Source organism: Polaribacter porphyrae (genome assembly GCF_002954685.1).
Lineage (GTDB): Bacteria > Bacteroidota > Bacteroidia > Flavobacteriales > Flavobacteriaceae > Polaribacter > Polaribacter porphyrae.
Genome location: NZ_MSCN01000001.1, coordinates 1,494,849 through 1,514,756, shown reverse-complemented (window position 1 = coordinate 1,514,756; position 19,908 = coordinate 1,494,849). Strand labels below are relative to the sequence as shown.

Annotated in this window: 19 protein-coding genes and 1 tRNA gene; 4 read left to right on the top strand and 16 right to left on the bottom strand. The window is 28.0% G+C overall.

From position 1 onward, the window contains the following. Positions 1 to 26 precede the first annotated feature (26 nt). The 3 genes from BTO18_RS06800 to BTO18_RS06790 all read right to left on the bottom strand — a co-directional run bounded on the left by BTO18_RS06800 (position 27) and on the right by BTO18_RS06790 (position 2,233). Complete coding sequence (locus BTO18_RS06800; RefSeq protein WP_105015506.1) at positions 27 to 716, bottom strand: hypothetical protein; 690 nt, start codon at positions 714 to 716, stop codon at positions 27 to 29. Positions 717 to 859: 143 nt separating this feature from the next. Beyond that, on the bottom strand, positions 860 to 1,525 hold the full coding sequence (locus BTO18_RS06795; protein WP_105015505.1) for a response regulator: 666 nt from the start codon (positions 1,523 to 1,525) through the stop codon (positions 860 to 862). A 276-nt stretch (positions 1,526 to 1,801) separates the two neighbouring features. Further along, positions 1,802 to 2,233: a DUF4293 domain-containing protein gene (locus tag BTO18_RS06790; RefSeq protein ID WP_105015504.1), complete on the bottom strand. Its 432-nt coding sequence runs from the start codon at positions 2,231 to 2,233 to the stop codon at positions 1,802 to 1,804. Positions 2,234 to 2,418: 185 nt separating this feature from the next. Here BTO18_RS06790 and rho point away from each other — a divergent pair, with 185 nt between their 5' ends. Next, positions 2,419 to 4,086 carry a transcription termination factor Rho gene (gene rho / locus BTO18_RS06785; RefSeq protein WP_105015503.1) on the top strand — a complete coding sequence of 556 codons (1,668 nt, stop codon included), beginning with the start codon at positions 2,419 to 2,421 and terminating at the stop codon, positions 4,084 to 4,086. 91 nt (positions 4,087 to 4,177) lie between these two features. Here the strand turns inward: rho and BTO18_RS06780 are convergent, their stop codons facing one another. The 6 genes from BTO18_RS06780 to BTO18_RS06750 all read right to left on the bottom strand — a co-directional run bounded on the left by BTO18_RS06780 (position 4,178) and on the right by BTO18_RS06750 (position 11,841). Beyond that, complete coding sequence (locus BTO18_RS06780) at positions 4,178 to 6,271, bottom strand: peptidylprolyl isomerase (protein ID WP_105015502.1); 2,094 nt, start codon at positions 6,269 to 6,271, stop codon at positions 4,178 to 4,180. Positions 6,272 to 6,393: 122 nt separating this feature from the next. Next, positions 6,394 to 7,659, bottom strand: a complete 1,266-nt coding sequence (locus tag BTO18_RS06775; RefSeq protein WP_105015501.1) for a hemolysin family protein — start codon at positions 7,657 to 7,659, stop codon at positions 6,394 to 6,396. Between the two features lie 217 nt (positions 7,660 to 7,876). Beyond that, positions 7,877 to 8,443, bottom strand: a complete 567-nt coding sequence (gene lptC / locus BTO18_RS06765; protein WP_105015499.1) for an LPS export ABC transporter periplasmic protein LptC — start codon at positions 8,441 to 8,443, stop codon at positions 7,877 to 7,879. 3 nt (positions 8,444 to 8,446) lie between these two features. Next, entirely contained in the window at positions 8,447 to 9,787 is a 1,341-nt protein-coding gene (locus BTO18_RS06760) for a tetratricopeptide repeat protein (protein WP_105017524.1), read from the bottom strand. A 16-nt stretch (positions 9,788 to 9,803) separates the two neighbouring features. After that, on the bottom strand, positions 9,804 to 11,117 hold the full coding sequence (gene bamG / locus BTO18_RS06755) for a BamG family beta-barrel-assembly machinery protein (RefSeq protein ID WP_105015498.1): 1,314 nt from the start codon (positions 11,115 to 11,117) through the stop codon (positions 9,804 to 9,806). Then, positions 11,110 to 11,841, bottom strand: a complete 732-nt coding sequence (locus tag BTO18_RS06750) for a type III pantothenate kinase (RefSeq protein ID WP_105015497.1) — start codon at positions 11,839 to 11,841, stop codon at positions 11,110 to 11,112. The genes bamG and BTO18_RS06750 overlap by 8 nt, the downstream gene beginning before the upstream one ends. A 99-nt stretch (positions 11,842 to 11,940) precedes the next feature. Between BTO18_RS06750 and BTO18_RS06745 the strand changes: the two genes are divergently transcribed. Beyond that, positions 11,941 to 12,013 (top strand) — tRNA-Phe (locus tag BTO18_RS06745). Between the two features lie 180 nt (positions 12,014 to 12,193). On the opposite strand, the gene BTO18_RS17475 is transcribed toward BTO18_RS06745, so the two are convergent. Both BTO18_RS17475 and BTO18_RS06740 read right to left on the bottom strand, forming a co-directional pair. After that, entirely contained in the window at positions 12,194 to 12,400 is a 207-nt protein-coding gene (locus tag BTO18_RS17475) for a hypothetical protein (RefSeq protein WP_146106886.1), read from the bottom strand. A 131-nt stretch (positions 12,401 to 12,531) separates the two neighbouring features. After that, the gene (locus BTO18_RS06740) at positions 12,532 to 15,009 is read right to left on the bottom strand and encodes a M14 family metallopeptidase (protein ID WP_105015496.1); all 2,478 of its coding nucleotides are present in this window, start codon (positions 15,007 to 15,009) and stop codon (positions 12,532 to 12,534) included. 199 nt (positions 15,010 to 15,208) lie between these two features. Here BTO18_RS06740 and bshC point away from each other — a divergent pair, with 199 nt between their 5' ends. Further along, on the top strand, positions 15,209 to 16,801 hold the full coding sequence (bshC, locus tag BTO18_RS06735) for a bacillithiol biosynthesis cysteine-adding enzyme BshC (protein ID WP_105015495.1): 1,593 nt from the start codon (positions 15,209 to 15,211) through the stop codon (positions 16,799 to 16,801). After that, positions 16,801 to 17,655, top strand: a complete 855-nt coding sequence (gene rlmF, locus BTO18_RS06730; RefSeq protein WP_105015494.1) for a 23S rRNA (adenine(1618)-N(6))-methyltransferase RlmF — start codon at positions 16,801 to 16,803, stop codon at positions 17,653 to 17,655. Before bshC ends, rlmF begins: the two co-directional genes overlap by 1 nt. Here the strand turns inward: rlmF and BTO18_RS06725 are convergent. From BTO18_RS06725 to BTO18_RS06705, 5 genes are all read right to left on the bottom strand, one after another. Then, on the bottom strand, positions 17,652 to 18,251 hold the full coding sequence (locus tag BTO18_RS06725; protein WP_105015493.1) for a hypothetical protein: 600 nt from the start codon (positions 18,249 to 18,251) through the stop codon (positions 17,652 to 17,654). The two genes, rlmF and BTO18_RS06725, sit on opposite strands and share 4 nt — an antisense overlap. Continuing rightward, the gene (locus BTO18_RS06720; RefSeq protein WP_105015492.1) at positions 18,241 to 18,537 is read right to left on the bottom strand and encodes a hypothetical protein; all 297 of its coding nucleotides are present in this window, start codon (positions 18,535 to 18,537) and stop codon (positions 18,241 to 18,243) included. Before BTO18_RS06720 ends, BTO18_RS06725 begins: the two co-directional genes overlap by 11 nt. 67 nt (positions 18,538 to 18,604) lie before the next feature. Next, positions 18,605 to 18,901: a VOC family protein gene (locus BTO18_RS06715; protein ID WP_211295583.1), complete on the bottom strand. Its 297-nt coding sequence runs from the start codon at positions 18,899 to 18,901 to the stop codon at positions 18,605 to 18,607. 63 nt (positions 18,902 to 18,964) lie between these two features. Further along, positions 18,965 to 19,342 carry a LysM peptidoglycan-binding domain-containing protein gene (locus tag BTO18_RS06710; RefSeq protein ID WP_105015491.1) on the bottom strand — a complete coding sequence of 126 codons (378 nt, stop codon included), beginning with the start codon at positions 19,340 to 19,342 and terminating at the stop codon, positions 18,965 to 18,967. Between the two features lie 26 nt (positions 19,343 to 19,368). Then, on the bottom strand, positions 19,369 to 19,890 hold the full coding sequence (locus tag BTO18_RS06705) for a DUF1573 domain-containing protein (RefSeq protein ID WP_105015490.1): 522 nt from the start codon (positions 19,888 to 19,890) through the stop codon (positions 19,369 to 19,371). Positions 19,891 to 19,908: the final 18 nt, after the last annotated feature.

Genomic DNA, 19,908 nt, shown 5'->3' with positions numbered 1-19,908 from the left:
TAATCTATAACAATTTTATATATTTTTTAGAAAGCATCACCATCATCAATGATAACTTTAGGTTTTCTGATTAACATCATTTCAGATTCAGATGATTTTGCATTAGCATTATCTACATGATTAACAAAATCTAATTTTAGTAAACTATCTTCTTTTTCTAATACACGAGAAAAATTTGTTTCTCCACCTTTTCCACTTTCTAAATGAATCTCATAAGTATTTGTATCATCATTAAAAACAAAAGATACATCTACATTATTATTAACATCAAAGTTTAATTCATAATTCCCATCTTCAGTAGAAGAAATTTCATAAGAAGCTAATTTTTCATTATCAGAACTTTTACTTAAGAAAGAAATATCATCATCTAGTATTGTAACATTACTAACTTTATTATTATCTGCCTGAATGAAACTTACCTTTAACTCATTATTATCAATTAATAAATTTTCAGAAACATTACTTTGTGTCTGATTCTCTGACGAATATAAATAAAATTCACTTAAATTGTTAGAAGTGTTTATTACTTTATCAACTTTAGTGTTATCATTTACATTTAAATCTACAGAATATGCTCCTGTAGCATCTCTTTTAACTTTAAAAGTTTTTAGTAGATTTTTGTTAGGGTTTTCTGCAATCGTATTTTCTTCATTTGAACAAGCTGTAAATACAAATGATACAGCTATTAGTAGTACTAAAAATTTGTTTGTTTTCATGGTTATAATATTTGTTCTGTTTATAAAAAAAGTAGGTCTTACAATGACACAATAAAAAATAGTCTTGGGGAATAATAATCAAGCCTTTTAGGGATTAACCATGAAAATAGCTAAAGACCTGTCTATAATAAAATCGGGGGATTTTATACTATTTTATTTTTTACTGCGTACATTGCTAAACCTACTGCATTTTTTACTTTTAACTTTTTCAATAACTTTTTTCTATAAGATTCAACAGTAGTCACACTCAAGTGAAGCATTTCTGCTATTTCTGTTGTATTATATTCTCTTGTTACTAATTTTAAAACTTCGATTTCTCTTTCAGTTAAGCTTTCTATTATAAATTTATCAGGTAAATCACCTATTCTAGGTTTATTTCCAATAAATGCATTCATCATCTTTTTTTGAATGTCATCGCTAAAATATTGTTTACCTTTTGCAACTGTTTTTATTCCATCAATTATGTGTTTTCCAGCATAATTTTTAGTAATATAACCTTTTGCACCAAGTCTTAATATTTCTTGAACAATCTTAATATCATCATAACTTGATAAAACAATTGTATTATGACTTATTTCATTATCAAAAAAATAATTTAAAACTTCAAATCCATCTACAATTGGCATTGTAAGGTCTAGTACTAAAACATCAACCCTATTTTCTTCATTTTTAATGAAGTTTATAACTTCTTTACCTGTTAAAGAATAGCCATTAATTTCAATTTCATCATCAGTATTTATAACAGCAATGATTCCTTCAATAAGAATCTTATGATCGTCTGCTACATGAACGTATATCTTTTCACTCATTTTGTTACACTACAAATTTAAACTACAATTTAACACTACACAATACCCATTTATGGGGTTTTTTGCATACCCCCATTTATGGGGTTTTATACCCCCATTTATGGGGTTTTTTAATTTTAAGCTACTGATAATCATTACTTTAAAAAACAGGTAAAATTCCTCTAAAAAATAATTATAAAATTAACAAAAAAATAATTCTTCTTAAAAGTGCCTAAAAAAATAAAAACCGAGAAATTTTTCTCGGTTTTTTTCGCACTAAATATACTAATGTTAGCATTATCTCAATCTGTCAGCAGATTTTACAAGATCTTCGTCCTTTTTTATAGCTTTGTTTGCCAAAACAATAAGCAAAATAGCTAAAACTGGTAAAAACATCCCAATACCTTTCTCCGAAACTGAAGTTTCTCCAGATAATGTTAGCGACAAATAAATCAATAATCCTAATAAAAAAAGATTAATCAATATTATTAAACGGCCTAAAACAAATTGTAACTTTCTATTCTTATACAAGAAAATAGTTACAAAGGATAGTAATGCCGATATTATAAATAAAACAGGAATAATTTTAAAACTTAAAACTTCTTTTAAAAACAAATCTAAAATATAAATCTGTTCTTTAACTGTAGCCCATAGTTTAAATACAAATATTAAACCCCCAGAGACTAAAGCTGCTAAAAATAAATATATAGATTGTATTCTTTGTATCACGTTTTATTATAATATTGCAAAAGTAGAACTTCTTTTTTAAAAAGAAAACTTCATTCTAAAAAAAAAAGTATATATTTGCTACGCATTTAACCGCACTTAATTGTATAGTACTATATACAAGACACTTAATTTAACAAAATTATTTAGTAACCAACCGTTTAAGATTTAACTTAATAATATTATAAATGTTCGAAATTTCTGAACTAAAAGCAAAAAAAATTGCTGAATTGCAAGAGATTGCAAAAACAATAGGGTTAACAAAAATTAGCCAGCTAAAAAAACTAGATTTGGTTTATCAAATTTTAGATAAACAAGCTGCTAACCCATCATCTACTAAAAAAGTTTTACCTTCTGATGATAAAAAAACAGAAAAACCTAAAAGAAAAAGGGTGGTAAAAAAAGCGTCTTCTGATGTAAAACCTGATGAAAAAGAAAATAAAAAAGAGGTTTCTTTAGAAAAAAAAGAAGTAAAAAGACAGCCTGTAAAGAAAGCTGTTATTTCTAAAAAAGACAACACTGATACTGCAAAAAATGATGTTTCAAAAGCTGATATTACTAAAAAAGTAGTTGAAGTAAAAACTGATGTTAAAGAGAATAAAAAGCCGAATAATAATCAGCCGAAAAATCAAAATCAGCATAGAAATAATAATCAACAAAATAATAAGAACCGAAATAAGGATAATAACTCGAACAGAAATCACAAGTCTGGGAATAGATATAGAGATCCAGATTTTGAGTTCGATGGAATTATTGAAAGCGAAGGTGTTCTGGAAATGATGCAAGATGGTTATGGTTTTTTACGCTCATCTGATTATAATTATTTATCATCACCTGATGATATTTATGTATCTCAATCTCAAATAAAACTATTTGGGTTAAAAACAGGAGATACAGTAAGAGGTAATGTTCGTCCTCCAAAAGAAGGTGAAAAATATTTCCCTTTAATTAGAGTGTCAAAAATTAATGGGTTAAATCCTAATATTGTTAGAGATCGTGTTTCTTTTGAACATTTAACTCCACTTTTTCCTCAAGAAAAATTCAATTTAGCTGAAAAAGGGAGTTCTCTATCTACAAGAATTATTGATTTATTCTCTCCTATTGGTAAAGGGCAAAGAGGCATGATTGTTGCTCAACCTAAAACAGGTAAAACAATGCTCTTAAAAGATGTTGCTAAAGCAATTGCCTATAATCATCCAGAAGTATATCAAATTGTTTTATTGATTGATGAACGCCCTGAAGAGGTTACTGATATGCAAAGAAGTGTTCGTGGAGAAGTTGTTGCTTCTACTTTTGATGAGCCTGCAGATAAACACGTTCGAGTTGCAAATATCGTTTTAGAAAAAGCAAAACGCTTGGTAGAATGTGGCCATGATGTTGTAATACTTCTTGATTCGATTACACGTTTAGCAAGAGCTTATAATACAGTTGCACCTGCTTCAGGAAAAATACTTTCTGGTGGTATTGATGCTAATGCATTACATAAACCAAAGCGTTTCTTTGGAGCTGCTAGAAATATAGAAGGTGGAGGTTCTTTAACCATTATAGCAACTGCACTTACAGAAACTGGTTCTAAAATGGATGAAGTTATTTTTGAGGAGTTTAAAGGTACAGGTAATATGGAACTTCAATTAGATAGAAATATATCTAACAGACGTATTTACCCTGCTATTGATTTAATTAAATCATCTACAAGACGTGATGATTTATTATTAGATGATAAAACAGTACAAAGAATGTGGGTTTTACGTAAATATCTTGCAGATATGAATCCAATAGAAGCCATGGAGTTTATTAATGAAAGAATAAAGTTTTCTAAAAATAATGATGAGTTTTTAATTTCTATGAATGGTTAAATTAGTATAAAGTAGAAAGTAGAGTCAATAAAAAATCCGTTCATTTTACAAAATGAACGGATTTTTTATTGTTGTTTAAAGTGGAAATTTATTAGTTTCCACCATACATAACTGCTCTATTATCTTCAATTTCTGAAGCTTCTTTAATAGCCTCATACATTTTAAAAGTTAACCTTTTTCTAGAATCTGCAATTCTTTTTCTATTTGCATCATAATTAGGTAGAGCAGTTGGTGTTTCTCTTTTAGTAACTTTAAAGCTAAAAACACCTCTATTACCTTCAATTGCATTGTAAATTTTATTAAGCTCTGCGTTAAACATTGCACCAACAATTTTTGGTTCTACACCAACACCAGAAAGTGTAGGGCTTTTTAATGTTATACTATTAGATTTCTTTACGCTAGTAGCATTTTTCTTTGCAATATTTTGCAAGTTATCTCCTTCAAGTTTGTCTTTTATTAAAGCAGCTTTCTTTTTATTCACTAAAATAGGTCTAACTCTCCCAGTAGCTTTTGATGCAGACATTAATCCTTTTTCTGAAGCACCAGTTACAAAAGCAACTACATTACTCCCTTCTAAATCAAAACGTTTAAAATCACCAACAGCTGTATCTGAATTAAATGCCCAACTTACAATAGATCTTTGGTTGCCTAACCCAGGAACATTTTCATCTAAAGTTTTTAAACCAACAGCTGGTTTAGTTGTGTAATTTTTTTCTTTAGCGATTTCAAAATAAGAACTATTTCCTTTAGAAATTGCTAAAGCAAATTCTTGAGCTTTTTGATAAACTTGATTTTCTGTAGCTTCTGATGCCACAATTTTTCTACTGTAAGTAGCAAGTTTCATTACTTTTTGTTTATTTTTTTGCTCATTTATTCTAATAATATGATAGCCAAATGGAGATTTTACAACATCAATGTCTCCTTTTTTTCCAGAAAAACTATAATCTCTAAAAGCAGGAGTCATTCTTTGATAATTAAACCAATCTAAATCACCATCTTTTTCAGCAGAACCTTTATCTGATGAGTATTCTTTTGCTAAATCACCAAATTTGCTTCTTCTTCGTTTAATAACATCAAATAAACTATCTGCTAGCTTTTTAGCATTTTCTTCAGTTCTTGTTACGTCTGGTGCAACCCTTTGCGCACCAATGTGAGCAATTAATATATGGCTTGCTTTTACAGAATCTGGCATTTGAATTACTTCTGTAATTTTAGATATTTTAAAATATCCTTTGTCTTTGTATGGACCAATAACATCACCTTTTTCACCTTCATAAATTTTATCAGCTACTTTTTGATTTAATGAACTTTTAAACTGATAGTTATCATTTAAGCTAGTGTCTGAATCATTTTCTGATAAAAATAACTTGTTATCTGTAGCAATTTTAAAATCTTTAATTAAACTAGCAACATCATTTTTAATTGCTTCTTCATCAGAAGGTGTTGCAACAATATCGAACTTTACAAAAGATATATCTCTAGAATCTTCTGCTTGAAATTCGTCTGAATGTTTTTTAATATAAGCTTCAATTTCAGATTTTTTAATTTTCACTAGACTATCTGCAACAGAAGTATAAGGTACATATACAAATTGAGCATTTAGTTTGGTGTTGTTTACCATATAATCAAATTCTCCTTCTTGTAGAGAAGCTCCTAAACCAGCAGTAACTAAATTATTGTAGGTATTTCTTTCTGAATTGTCTCTTATTTGGTTCATATAATTAGACCATTGAGACCATAAAAGTTTGTTATTTTCTTTTATGTCAGCTAGAAATTGTTTGAATTTATTCTCATCAAACAAACCTGCTTCGTTTTGATATTGAGGGTTATTTTGTACAAATTGTGCACTAATAATTTCATTCCAAACATCTGCTTCACCAATACTAATACCAGCTTCTTCTAATTGATTTTTGTATATTTTTTTTCTTAAAATATTATCCCAAACTGTTTTAGAGGCTTGCATTTCTGAAACTCTACCACCTACTTGTTGTTTGTATTTTTCTAACTCGTTTGCAAATTCTTGTCTAGAGATAGACTCACCATTTACTTCACCAACTTCATTTATTTTACTTGAATTGAAAAAATCTCCGAGTGTAGAAGGATCTAATACAAATGCAAAAAGTGCTAATCCAATAATTATGATTAGAAACATTGAACGTTCTCTAATTTTTGATAAAACTGCCATACTTCATTAATTTAATTTCAGTTGGCGAATATACGATTTTTGCTTTTAATTTTGCAACCCAAAACGTACTTAATGTTAGGTTATTATATAGTATTGTTGAGAATGTAGAATTATAGATTTAATCAATCTTCTTCATTAGAAATTATTAAAGAAACTTCATCTATTTTGGCACCACTCATTTTAAGTATTTGTACTTCAAAACCTTCAATTTCAATGATTTCCTTTTCTTCGGGAATATTTTCTGTATGTTCTATAATAAAACCGCCTAAAGTTTCATAGGCTTCAGATTTTGGAATCTCTAAATTATATTCCTCATTCAGATAATCTACTTCTAACCTTGCAGAAAAGTTAAATTGAGTATCAGAAATTTTTTCTTCTAAAAATTCCTGAGAATCATGTTCGTCTTCAATTTCACCAAACAATTCTTCAACAATATCTTCAACAGTTATCATGCCAGAAGTGCCTCCATATTCATCTATAACTATTGCAACACTTTTTCGTTTTTTCATTAAAGTGTTTAGAATATCATTAATCATCATTGATTCTGGTACAAATTCTAAAGGCAACAAAATTGATTTTATTGTTTTTGGTTTTTTAAATAACTCAAATGCATTAACATAACCAACTACATCATCTAAAGAAGTTTTATATATTAATATTTTAGATAATCCTGTTTCAATGAAAAGTTTCTTTAAATTATTTACAGTCTCATGAATTTCTACTGATATTATTTCGGTTCTGGGCACCATTACTTCTCTAGCCTTAAGGTTTTGGAATTCTAATGCATTTTGAAAAATCTGAATTTCAGAATCCATTTCATCATCATCATTACCGGTTTCTAATTGTTCGCTAATGTAATGTCCTAACTCTTCTTTACTAAATTCAGTTTGCTGCTCATCAGAATTAGTTTTAAAGAAAACACGCAAGAAAAAATCAGAAATTAATGTAATAAATTCTGAAAAGAAATGAAATATTAAATAAAAAATATAAGCAGGTAAAGCAAATAACTTTAAGACTTCATTAGCATAAATTCTAAAGATTGCTTTTGGTAAAAATTCAGCAGTAATTAGAATAACAATAGTAGAAATTAAAGTTTGTATTAATAATATAGAAAAATCATTGTAGTTTTCTAAAGGTAAAATATCAATTAATAATTTACCCATGTAATAACTATAAATTACTAACGAAATATTATTACCAACTAACATTGTAGTGATAAATTTTGAAGATTTTTGAGTAATTTTAGTTAAGATTTTTGGAATGAAACCTTCTCTTTTTTTTTCTAGCTCAATATGCATTTTATTGGCAGACACATAGGCAATTTCCATACCAGAGAAGAATGCAGATAATAAAATTGATGTAACTATTATTATAAAATCAATTTCCATTAAGTTTATTTAGATCTATTTATTTTGCTGGTTTCTTTTTTCAACCTTTTTTCTAAAATGTCTTTTAAAGAAAAACACTAAAGTAATAAAAATTGAAAAGCCAATAAACAAATAGGCTCTTTGTCTGTCAGAATTAAATCGTATTAAACCTTCAATAAGACAGATAAGTGCAATCAATAAATAGCCATATTGAAAAAATTTCCAAATTTTACTCATATTAATTTTCTGTTGTTTCTAGTTTTCCTGTTGTTTTTTTTGCTAAATGTTTAGTTAAATCATCTTTAGATTCAAAGCCAACACCAATTATAGTATCGTTTTGCTTGGTGAGCTTAAATGCTTTTTCTGATACAAAATACTTTGTTTTTTCATCCCAAAAAAGTTGTTCTGTTTCTAATCTAGATTTTTCTGTATGATTAATCACAACAACATTACCTTTTATTTCTGATATTGATGTTTTGGCATAAGAACGTGCATAATCTCCAATAATGGTAACAGAGTCCATGCCCTTATTTTCAAAATTTATAATTTTAATTCCACTTGGAAACTCACTGTAAGGATGAACTTTTCTATTACTAAAATCTAGCATTACTGAAGTAATCAATTTAGATGTAACTCTACCAGAATCTTTATAAATATGTATGGCATCTTTTGCTGTACCAATAGGTAGATTTTGATCTGCTAAAAAATCTCTAACTTTTTGAGTATTATTAGAACACGAAAAAAGCATTGCTGTAATTAAAAATACAACAATGCTTTCTTTTAATATTTGTATTTTAGAATACATTATTTATTTACCACTAGACTTCACAGTAGTGTTTTCACCTATCCAACATTTAACTGTGTATGGATCACCAACTTTTACACCTTCAGTAAAAATAAGCTTCTTACTTGGCAAGTTTGCTCTGTATGTTAATATATATTTTCTTGCTACAGAAGATATACTTGGGTCAACATTAGATGCTCTTTGTGCCATTCTTAAGGCTGGTGCATATACCATTCTTTTCTCAAACTCACTTTTTCCACATTGATTTACACTAGATTGGTATAATCTACCTATAAATAAATAAGCTTTACCAAAACTAGGATTAAACTTTAATGCTTCTCTAGCTAATTGTCTAGCTCTAGATTTTTGACCTCTAGCTTTTGCAGCTTGAGCAAATTTTAGTTTATACTTTGCCTTTTTTATTGGATCTGTTTCTAAATCGAAAGCTTTTTGTTTCATTTCAGCAGCTCCTTTTTCATCACCATTATTATCTAAAACTGTGGATACAAATGAATATGCTTCTGGTGAAGGAGATGCATCTGCATAAGCTCTTGCTAATTTTTCGAATAAAGGATCTGTTTGGCAACCTTTATTAAACATTCTAGATACTGCTCTTTTTAACCAAGTTGCGTTTGTTTTATTAGCTTCAAAATCTCTATTATAAAGAGGTATTAATCTTTCACAAGTTGCTAATACAGCTATAATATTATCTAAACCACCTTCTACTTGACCAGATGCTTTAGAGTTAATTTTGAAAGCTCTTAATCTATTTAATGCCTTTTTATCAAGATTTACAGAGTCTAATCTTAACTTTGCTATTTTTTTTGCATAATCTTCTATTTTTTCATTAACCGACTCCATTACATCATCATAGGTATCAAAAACTTTCTGTGGTTGGTTGTCTTTATATTTATCAGTTACTCCTTGAAAGTATCTGTAAATATTTTTGTTACTCATATCTTTAGGAGAAATTTTATAGGCTTTCTCTAATAAATCAAAGATTTCATTATCTGAAGCTAGCTTATTTTTAATGAGATAAGTAGCATAATCACTATGAACTTTAGCAGGATTTTTCTTTGGAAAGAATTCTAGCCTTTGTTCATAAACTCTTTTAGCTAATGCAGGGTCTTTTCTAACTTTTTCAGCCAATGTAGAACCATATTTATAAATGTTAACTGACAAGTCTTTACAGTTATCCATTAAATAAATCCAATTTGTATAAGCATCGTCATACTTTTTAGATCTAAAGTCTCCTTTAAATAGATTGTACTTTATTTTACACTCTCTTTCTGCATCTTCTTGTGCATTTGTTTTAGCAGTTGTTAAAAAAACTATTGCTGCCAATAAAAACGTAATTTTCTTCATTTTAATAGTTGTTTTGTTAATCAATCTTTCTTTTTACGAACCAATTATCTGTTAAAGACAGGCTCAATCTAAAATTGAAATATGTTTCTTCAATTAGATTATTTTGCATGGTTCCTCTTTTACCATATTCAAAACCTAAATTAACATTAGATAATCTTTTCAATGGTAAACCTAAACCAAAGGTTATGCCAAAGTCATTTATTTGTGTAAAATTTGTATTATTCCCTGAACCGTCTGCTAATAAACCAGTATTTTCATATCTTACCCCAGCTCTATAAGTAACTCTTTCCCAGTAGCTTGATATGGAGTTTACTTTAGGTAAAAAGTAACCTCCTAAAGAAATTCTGTTTGAATTTCCATACCTATAGGCACCATTAACATTTGCTAATAAACCAGATGTAGAAATTGCATTTTGAGTTTCATATTCAACTCCAGCATACCATTTATCAGTCTTTCCTAAACCGACTCCAAAAGTAGATTTTAATGGAAGTGTAAATTTTCCATCTATAATATTATCTGGAATACCATCATTATTTTGATCTCCTAAATTTAGTGTATCTCTAGGTGATTCACCTCCTGAACCAGATAAAACTAAAGAATATAAATAATTTTCTCCTGTAACCGTTAAATCATTTCCTAATTTTGCAGTTGCTCCTACATTTAATAATAAACCATCTTTTAGTTCTTTTAGATACTGTGCTCCAAATTTTACAGAACCTCCTCTAACTTTGGATGTTTCAATATATTTTGTAGCTAAAGCTACATCTCTTTTCTGATTTATAATACTATTTTCAACATTACCAAAATTAAAATCTGCTTCAATACCTAAAGATAGTCCTTTATAAACTTGAATTCCAAAACTTCCAGAAAAACGATTTACTCCACCATTCCCAGAAAAGAAATTTAATTCTTGCGTAATTCCTGCTTCTACTCTTGAATTTGTTAATGAATAACCGACGCTAGAAACTGGTTGCATACTAAAAGAAAAACCTGCAGTTTTACCAATAGGAAAAGCAAAGGCTATGTAAGATAAATTTGTGGAAGTAGAACTTTGATTACTGCTAGCAGTCTTTACACTCAAGTCTTTATTTAATGCTCCAAAAGAATATGTAGTATATCTTAAGTTAGCGTAAGCAGCAGGATTCGTGAAATTTAAATATTTGTAATGACTGAATGCTACACCAATACCTCCCATAGAATTCTGTTCTACTGTTCTTGAACTAAATTCATCACCAATACCAAAGTAAGAATAGGGAGAAGAACTTGTTCTTTGTGCTAACAAAGAAACAGATATACATAAAAGTATAATAACCAGAATATTTTTAATCATTCGTTTTTGTTAAAATCAATATTTCATTTAAACCTTCTAGGAGAAAATTTTGATTGGCAAATATGCTACTTTTTAATTGTTTTGACAAGAAATTTGTATCACCTCCTGTTAAAACTACTGTTAAATCTAAAAATTCACTTCTGTATTGATTAATAACCCCTTCTATCTCTTGTAGTACACCATTGATTACTCCAGAATTTATACTTGTTGGAGTACTATTTCCTGTAAAATGATCTAAATTTTTAGCAGATAATAAAGGAAGTTTTGATGTAAAGTGATGTAATGATTTAAACCTCATTTCTATTCCTGGAGAAATTGCACCACCTAAATAATCTTTATTACTAGAAATGAAATCATAAGTAATACATGTACCAGCATCTATAATAAGTACATTTTTATTTGGGAATTTATTAATACTTGCACTTACCAAAGCTATTCTGTCAACACCTAAAGTATTCGGAGTTGCATACAAATTGTTAAACTGAACTTTTGTTCTTGAAGTTACTTCTAAAAAATCTAAAAGAACTTTTAATTTTTCTTTCTTTTTAGATGATAAACTTGAAACACTGCATATTACTGAAGCTTCAATTTTAAATTCGGATAAAATTTTTTTTACTTCTGAAAGAATTCTGTTTTTTTTGAAAACAAAAATTTTTTTAATTTTTTTTTGGTTGAAAACTGCAGCCTTAACCCTTGTATTACCAACATCTACAACTAAATTCATTTTACTTTTTGAGAATACAACAAAAATACAATAGATTTTTTTTAAATTTTATTTAGTAGATGTAAAAAAACATTTTATATTTGCATCCGCTAATGCAATGGTACCTTAGCTCAGTTGGTAGAGCAAAGGACTGAAAATCCTTGTGTCCCTGGTTCGATTCCTGGAGGTACCACTTTAAAACTCAAATATTTATATTTGAGTTTTTTTGTTTTGTACATTATTCTGAATACTTACTTGGTGTGTTAACTATTATAAGAATATTTAATATAAATATTAGTAAAATACTAATTTAAATACAAAAACTGCCTTAATTATAATTTACAAGGCAGTTTTTATTAATTTATATAGGGTTTTAGAACCCTAATGTATGTATTAACTTGCTAGTTAATCTAGATAGATAGTTTATAAAAAGAATAAAGGATATAAAGAATAACATTACAACTCCTCCATCTGTAAATGATCTTAAATCATTTAATTCAATAATATACTTTCCTGCTTGAAAAATTACAATAGCAGTAATTGTAAAAAGAATAATCTGGTAAAAAGTACTTTTATACATGATTTTTGACTTTATGTGTTATTAATTTGTTTCTATTACTATGAAACATTAATTACCAAAAAGTCACAATTTATTTCTGATTTTTAAGAAAAAAAGAAAAAAACTTTAAAAAATATATTAATTTATATGTATTAATCTAAATTATTTGAATTTAATAGAAATACGGCATTCACAAAAAAGAGTTTTCCATTATCCCAAAAAGATCTAAACAAAGGATTATCTACCATATAGATAATACTCCCTCTACCTTTTCGTTCTTCTCCAAACAATAAGGTTTCTGGTAGTTTAGCTAAAACATTTTTACCTGCAAAACCTGAAATACTATTTGTGTCTTCTGTCAAATAAGCAACATTTCCATTTGGTAGATAATTATAAGCAGTACTAGATCTTTTTAAAGTGAAATATTCATTATTATAACCAAAAGCCAAAGGATGTGTTTTATCAACTTTACTTTTAAAAATGGCTCCAGCTATTAGATTATTAGCATTTTCACGCTCTAAATCTGCATAAGGAGTTAAGTTAGGCTTTTTATCATCTTTATCATTGGCCTTTTTTCTTTTTAAGGAAAAACCTTTTTTATCTGCAAATGAATTTAACGCGTTCCCAATTGCGATTAGTGTACCTCCAGAACGTGTCCATTTAGTTAATTTATCTAACATAGATTTATTCAAAACCTCACTATAATATCCGTTTGGTAAAATAATAACATCGTAATTTGAAAAATCTATTCTACTAAAATAATCAGAGTCAACTATTGTTAATGGGTATTTTAATTCAGTTTCAAAGAAATGCCAAATTTCGCCGAAACTTAAAGAAGATGTTCCTTCACCAGAAAGTAAAGCAACTTTTTGTTTGTTGATTGGTTTAACTGAATAAGAACCAAAATCTACACCAGAGTCTACAAAACCAGTTGAAACAGGTGTTAGTTGTCTCATATTTATATCTGCAATATCAATTAGAATTTTATCAAAATCTTTGTTTCTATTATCGTTTCTTAAAATAATTAAAGACCCTCTTTCAAAAGAATTTCCATTAATTGTAAACGGTTTTTCAGAAAACCTTGGTGTAATATTTTTTTGTAATAATGCTGCTAAAAAAGTAGCATCATTTAAACTATTCCATTTAGAAATATAGGCGTAGGCAGATTTATTAATTTTGTTTTTGAAAGAATTACTTTCATTTTTTACAGTTGAAGCAACTTGATTTTTACTAGCAATAGCTTCAAAACCATGTGCATAAGGAATAGACCAAGCTGTAATATCATACGTTAAAGAATCAGCTATTTTTGCTTTTGGTTCAAATAAAACACTTACCATTTTACCTTTAGGTTGATTTGTATTTATAACCAAATCTTTTGAATTTACACTTAATTTACCTTCTTTTTGAGTATTGTATAGATACCCTTTTATGGTTGCGCTTTTTGCATTAGCATACTTAATCTCATGTTTATCGAGTAGTATTTTAAGTCGATTTATTTTATCTTGATTATCATTTTTTAGAACAAAACTTTTGTAAGGCAAATCATCATTTTTAAAGAATTTTCTGAATTCTCTGTTCAGATTTCTTGCGTTTTTTGAGGAAATTTCAACAGTTGATAATCCTGTTGTTGTATGATGAATAGCTCTGTCTTTTAATGTCAAAACTTCTCCTTCATTGGTTTTAATACCTAAACCAGCTCTTCCATGCCCAGCTTGCTCATAAGTCATACCAATTGCACCCATAAAAGTTGGGTAGGTATCACCATAACTTGGGTATAATAAATCAAAACTTTCTTTGGTAAAATATAACCAACCTTTTTTGTCAAAATATTTTGCATGATTTTTACCAATTTGGGTCTGAAAGTTTCGTTGCCAATCAGAAATAATTTCATGGAAAGGTTCAGCAGCAGGTGCAAAATAATAAGGACTATTAATACCTTGTTCATGAAAATCTACATGAATATGAGGCATCCACTTGTTGTAAATTTTTAGTCTCTGTTGCGATTCTACTTGAGTTGCCCAAGCCCAATCTCTATTTAAATCGAACAAATAATGGTTTGGTCTTCCTCCAGGCCAAGGTTCATGGTGTTCTTTTGCATCTTGATTAATGTTATAAGGTGTATTTTTTACTTGGTTATACCAATTTACATACCTATCTCTACCATCTGGATTTATACAAGGGTCTATAATTACTACAGTATTTTCTAACCATGCTTTTTTTGATGTAACTAATTCATAAATAGTTAACATAGAGGCTTCTGTGCTTGAGGCTTCATTACCATGCACATTGTAGCTTAACCAAACAATGGCTTTTTCATTCTCTTTATCATCAGAAATAATTCCTGTTTGAGAGAGATTAGCTTTTCTAATGTCTTCTATATTATCAATATTTTCTTGAGATGAAATATAAGCTATATGTAAAGGTCTGTGTTCATTTGTTTCTCCATATTTTTCTAATTTTACATTTGATAATGTATTGCTTACATACTTGAAGTACTCTACAATTTTGTGATGTCTTGTAAAACGAGAACCAATTTCATAGCCCAAAAATTCTGAAGGAGATTGAATTTTTTGCCCATAAATAGTTGTAATTGATAAAAAACAAAGTAAAAGAATTGATTTAAATTTCATGAGTTTGATTGTGAATTTTGGTAAAAGTAAACAATATAATACATTCTTAAAAGTCAATATTTTAAACTCGTTAAATATTTGTTAGATTGATTTGCTATTTTCGACAACCTATAAAATAGTTGTATTTTTACTAAAAATTAATCAAAATATATGAGAACTATTGTAGAGGTTGATTGTTGCAAAATATTAGAATTTTAGTATGAAAGTGACACAAATTCCTTTTCAGAAAACAGGTTTTTTTTCAAAAACCATGCACCATTATTTAGAAAGAAACAAACAATTGCAATCATTTTATAATAACTTTCCTAATATTGATGGTTTTAAAAATCAGATTGAAGAAAAGCAACAAAATTATACTAAAGAAACTCGCTCTATTTTAGTAGAATCTTTAAAAAACCAATATCATAATTTTTCCATATCAGAAAAAACACAACAAAATCTAGATCTACTAGAAAAAGAAAATACGTTTACAATAACTACAGGTCATCAATTAAACTTGTTTACAGGACCTCTTTATTTTCTCTATAAAATTTTTTCTGCAATTAACTTGTCTGAAGAATTGAGTATAAAATTCCCTAAACAAAATTTTGTGCCAATTTATTGGATGGCTACTGAAGATCATGATTTTGATGAAATTAATTATTTCAATTTTGATGAGAAGAAAGTAACTTGGAATAGAAAAGATGGAGGAGCAGTTGGTCGTTTTTCAACTTACGGTTTACAAGATGTTTTTAACGTTTTTGCTCATCATTTAGGCAACTCAAAAAATGCGAATTACTTAAAAGAATTATTTTCTAAAGGTTATTTGCAGCATAAAAATTTGTCTGATGCTACACGTTTCATTGCTAATGAGTTATTCGCAACATATGGGTTAGTTATTATTGATGGTGATGATACTGAACTAAAAAAGCTATTTTCTCCTTATGTAAAAGATGAGTTACAAAATCAATATTCATATAAAGAAGTTTCTAAAACAATAGCAGCATTAGAAAAAAGTTACAAAATTCAGGTAAACCCTAGAGAAATCAATTTATTTTATTTGGATGATGATTTTAGAGAACGCATTACTTTAGAAGACGGAATTTACAAAGTAAACGAAACTGATTTGCAATTTACTAAAGAAGAAATTTTACTTGAGGTTGATAAAAACCCACAAGCTTTTTCTCCAAACGTAATTATGAGGCCTTTATACCAAGAAGTAATTTTGCCAAATCTATGTTATATTGGTGGTGGAGGAGAGCAAGCATATTGGTTACAGCTTAAAAACTATTTTAATAAAGTTACTATTCCGTTTCCAATTTTATTATTACGCAATTCAGTACAAGTAATTTCAGAAAAACAAGCCAAAAAACTTGAAAAACTTGATATAACTAAAGAAGATATTTTCTTAAATCAACACAAACTTTTATCCAAAAAAGTTGCTGAAAATTCAAATTTAGAACTGAATTTTTCAAAAAGGAAAGTGTTTTTAAAAAATCAGTTTTTAGAATTAAAAGAAGTTGCAAAACAAACAGATATTACATTTTTAAATGCTGTAAATGCTCAAGAGCGTAAACAGTTAAAGGGTTTAGAAAAGTTAGAAAAACGTTTGTTGAAAGCCGAAAAAAGAAAGCAAAAAGATTTAGTAGATAGAATTACTAAAATTCAAAATGAATTATTACCAAATCAATCTTTAGAAGAAAGGCAAAGAAATTTTTCTGAATATTATTTAGAGTATGGAGAAGATTTTTTAAAGGCACTAAAAAAATCTTTAAAACCATTACAATTAGAATTTACAATACTCGAATTGTAATGAAAGATAAAGGTTTACATTTAAAAAATAAATTTAATAAAAGTTATGATTTTGATTTGCTTATTAAAGTAAATCCTAGTTTAAAAACGTTTGTTTTTATTAATAAATACAAAAGTAAAAGTATCGATTTCTCAGACCCAAAGGCAGTAAAAGAACTCAATAAAGCTTTATTGTTTACGTATGATGAAATTTCTATTTGGGACTTTCCAGATGAAAATTTATGCCCTCCAATTCCTGGGCGTTTAGATTATATTCATTATCTGAATGATTTAATCAAAAATGAAAAAGAAATTAAAATTTTAGATATTGGTACAGGTGCAACTTGTATATATCCACTTTTGGGTGTAGCTGAATACAATTGGAGTTTTGTGGCTACTGACATTGATTTAAATTCTTTAGACACTGCTCAAGATATTATAGATGATAATCATTTAGATTCTAAAATAGAACTTCGTCAACAGTTTAATGAACTACATATTTTAAAGGGTATTTTAGAAGAAGACGATAGTTTTACAGCAACTATCTGTAATCCTCCTTTTTATAAATCAGCAGAGGAGGCTAGAGGTGCTAATAGAAGAAAGTCTAGAAATTTGGGAAATAATACTGTTCGTAATTTTTCAGGAAATAATATTGAGTTGTGGTATGTTGGAGGAGAAAAGGCTTTTTTACATACTTACTTGTATGAAAGTTCATTAAACCCGAAAGTAAGTAAATGGTTTACAAGTTTGGTTTCTAAAAAAGAGAATGTGGAGAGTTTGCAGAAATCGTCTAAAAAGTTAGGAGTGAAAGAGTTTATTATTATTCCAATGAATCAAGGAAATAAAGTTACAAGAATTATTGCTTGGCATTTTTAATGATATACAATATCATTGATTTTATATTTTTTACAAATAAAGTGTAAAATTGTATACACCAACATGTGTACAAAAACTAGACACAGAAAGGCATACAAGGGCACTCCCAAAATTTGATAAGGCCAAAAGTATGTCCAGACTCCAAGTTGAATGGTAATAACTTCACCAAAAGCAGGTAAAATAATTGCTAGAATGATTGCCAAAAGAATTTTATTTTTTTGCGATTGATTTTTTAAATAAGGAATTAAATTTCGTTCTAATTTATATAAATAATGGAAAGCAAGCATCCATGCAAAAGGTACCCAAAGAGGAATTTCTCTTGTTACTTTATGATATTCCCAATAACCGTTTGCTACTCCCCATGTTTCGCCAATAATACCCCCAAAACCAGTTAATAACATACCAATGAGTAGTATCCAATTTTTTTGTTTTGGTTTAAAAATTTCTTTATAGATATTGTGAATTATCTTTAAAATAAGAATAATAGCGATTATAAAATCATATTCTTTTAAAACACCAATTAATACACCAGCAATAATTAATTTTAATATTGCTTTTAGAATTTCTTTTGAAAAAAGTTTTGGGTTATTGATCAAAATTTTGTTGTTCTTTTAGTAGTTTTTGGTATCTCTTTTCATTTATTCTATATTCTATAAAAAATACGTACAGACCATACACAATAAAAGTAGTAAGTGTAAGTATTTGGTTTTTTGTAGAAAGTAATTCTTTAGTACCAAAGATACTAACTCCTAAAACTAGAGATAAAGGAATAGCAAAAAAACATGTACTTTTAATAACATACTTTAATTTATTCTCTCTTTTTATTTTCCAATAACTCATGAATTTAATATTCAGTTTTTGGTAATATTCTTTAGATTTCATGTTAAATATCTTCTACAATAAAAATAGCATTTTTATTTAAGTCAAAAAAGCCAAATTCATTAGTTTTCTATAGAGTTTTAAGGTGTAGTTTGTCTTTTAATATGGTTCCTCTTTCTACAAACTCATTGAATATTGGTTCAATATTATCTACAAAAATTTTAATGACAGAACCACCTAAAAGAGGATCGTCTTTAGTATCTGCATGCCATTGTAAATGAATGTATAGTTTATCTCTTTTAAGAACAGCATACATATTATCAGCATTAATAGGAGAGAAGCCTGTTCTTTTTTGATACCAATCAATATCTCTTTTAATATCTGCAGATGGCAAAACTGGTTCTATTTGTAGTAAAGATGTTTTCATAATTGCAAACATAAAAAAACCGAAACAAAAAGTTTCGGTTTATAATTAATTTTAATTTATGTTCTATAAATTAGGAATAACTAATTCCTGACCAGGGTGAATTAAATCTGGGTTCTTTAAAATATTCGTATTCGCTTCAAAAATATCTTTATATTTCATAGCGTTTCCAAAATAATGCTTCGCTATTTTTCCTAAAGTTTCTCCTTTTTCTACTGTGTGGTAAGCATAAACAGATTCGTCTTCTACTTTAATATCTGCCATAATATCAGCAGGGTTCTCACCACCTACTTTTTTAATTTCATCCCAAAGAAGATTTTTTTGATATTGAGTTTTTGCAGTTCCACTTACATGTAAAACTCCGTTTTCTTCTTTAACATCGCCATTTTGGATATTTAATTCTTGACCTAATTCTAAAACACTTTGGTATTTTGCTTTCATAATTTTTGATTTTTGTTTAATTAATATTTTTATCTTACGGTTCTTGTATCGTCTATATAATAACCTTGTTGTGTTAAATCTCCATCTACCTCACCACCAAGGTTTTCTTTTCTTCTCTCTAGATAAATTTCTTCATAATCTTGAGTATAATGAGGTGATGTTACTACATTTAAATCGAATTTAATGGTAGTAAAAACATCTTTTTCTGTATTTGCTAAAATAGTAATGTAAAATTCTACATAACCAATATTTTTAGCACTATCGTAATCAACAGTTATAAAACCAAAGTTATCTTTACCAATGGAACCTGTAGGGAAATCTACTTCTATACAACCACAAGAGGCTTGCACATCATAAATAATTAAAGGCTCATTACCTCTATTAAATAGTTTATAAGCTGCAGTTAGTTCAGAACCCCTTAAAATAGGATAATAATGACGTTCAGGATCTATTATCTCCATTTTTGTTCTTTCTACGGTATCTAAATCTGGCTTTCTTAAATCACATGATGTGATTACTAGAATTAATAATAACCAATATATATTTTTCATAATTGTAAATTTAATATT

Bases quoted from the DNA above. Each gene is read 5' to 3' on its own strand.
- BTO18_RS06800 (WP_105015506.1), bottom strand. From the start codon at position 716: ATGAAAACAAACAAATTTTTAGTACTACTAATAGCTGTATCATTTGTA.
- BTO18_RS06795 (WP_105015505.1), bottom strand. From the start codon at position 1,525: ATGAGTGAAAAGATATACGTTCATGTAGCAGACGATCATAAGATTCTT.
- rho (WP_105015503.1), top strand. From the start codon at position 2,419: ATGTTCGAAATTTCTGAACTAAAAGCAAAAAAAATTGCTGAATTGCAA.
- BTO18_RS06780 (WP_105015502.1), bottom strand. From the start codon at position 6,271: ATGGCAGTTTTATCAAAAATTAGAGAACGTTCAATGTTTCTAATCATA.
- BTO18_RS06775 (WP_105015501.1), bottom strand. From the start codon at position 7,659: ATGGAAATTGATTTTATAATAATAGTTACATCAATTTTATTATCTGCA.
- lptC (WP_105015499.1), bottom strand. From the start codon at position 8,443: ATGTATTCTAAAATACAAATATTAAAAGAAAGCATTGTTGTATTTTTA.
- BTO18_RS06760 (WP_105017524.1), bottom strand. From the start codon at position 9,787: ATGAAGAAAATTACGTTTTTATTGGCAGCAATAGTTTTTTTAACAACT.
- bamG (WP_105015498.1), bottom strand. From the start codon at position 11,117: ATGATTAAAAATATTCTGGTTATTATACTTTTATGTATATCTGTTTCT.
- BTO18_RS06750 (WP_105015497.1), bottom strand. From the start codon at position 11,841: ATGAATTTAGTTGTAGATGTTGGTAATACAAGGGTTAAGGCTGCAGTT.
- BTO18_RS17475 (WP_146106886.1), bottom strand. From the start codon at position 12,400: ATGTATAAAAGTACTTTTTACCAGATTATTCTTTTTACAATTACTGCT.
- BTO18_RS06740 (WP_105015496.1), bottom strand. From the start codon at position 15,009: ATGAAATTTAAATCAATTCTTTTACTTTGTTTTTTATCAATTACAACT.
- bshC (WP_105015495.1), top strand. From the start codon at position 15,209: ATGAAAGTGACACAAATTCCTTTTCAGAAAACAGGTTTTTTTTCAAAA.
- rlmF (WP_105015494.1), top strand. From the start codon at position 16,801: ATGAAAGATAAAGGTTTACATTTAAAAAATAAATTTAATAAAAGTTAT.
- BTO18_RS06720 (WP_105015492.1), bottom strand. From the start codon at position 18,537: ATGAAATCTAAAGAATATTACCAAAAACTGAATATTAAATTCATGAGT.
- BTO18_RS06715 (WP_211295583.1), bottom strand. From the start codon at position 18,901: ATGAAAACATCTTTACTACAAATAGAACCAGTTTTGCCATCTGCAGAT.
- BTO18_RS06705 (WP_105015490.1), bottom strand. From the start codon at position 19,890: ATGAAAAATATATATTGGTTATTATTAATTCTAGTAATCACATCATGT.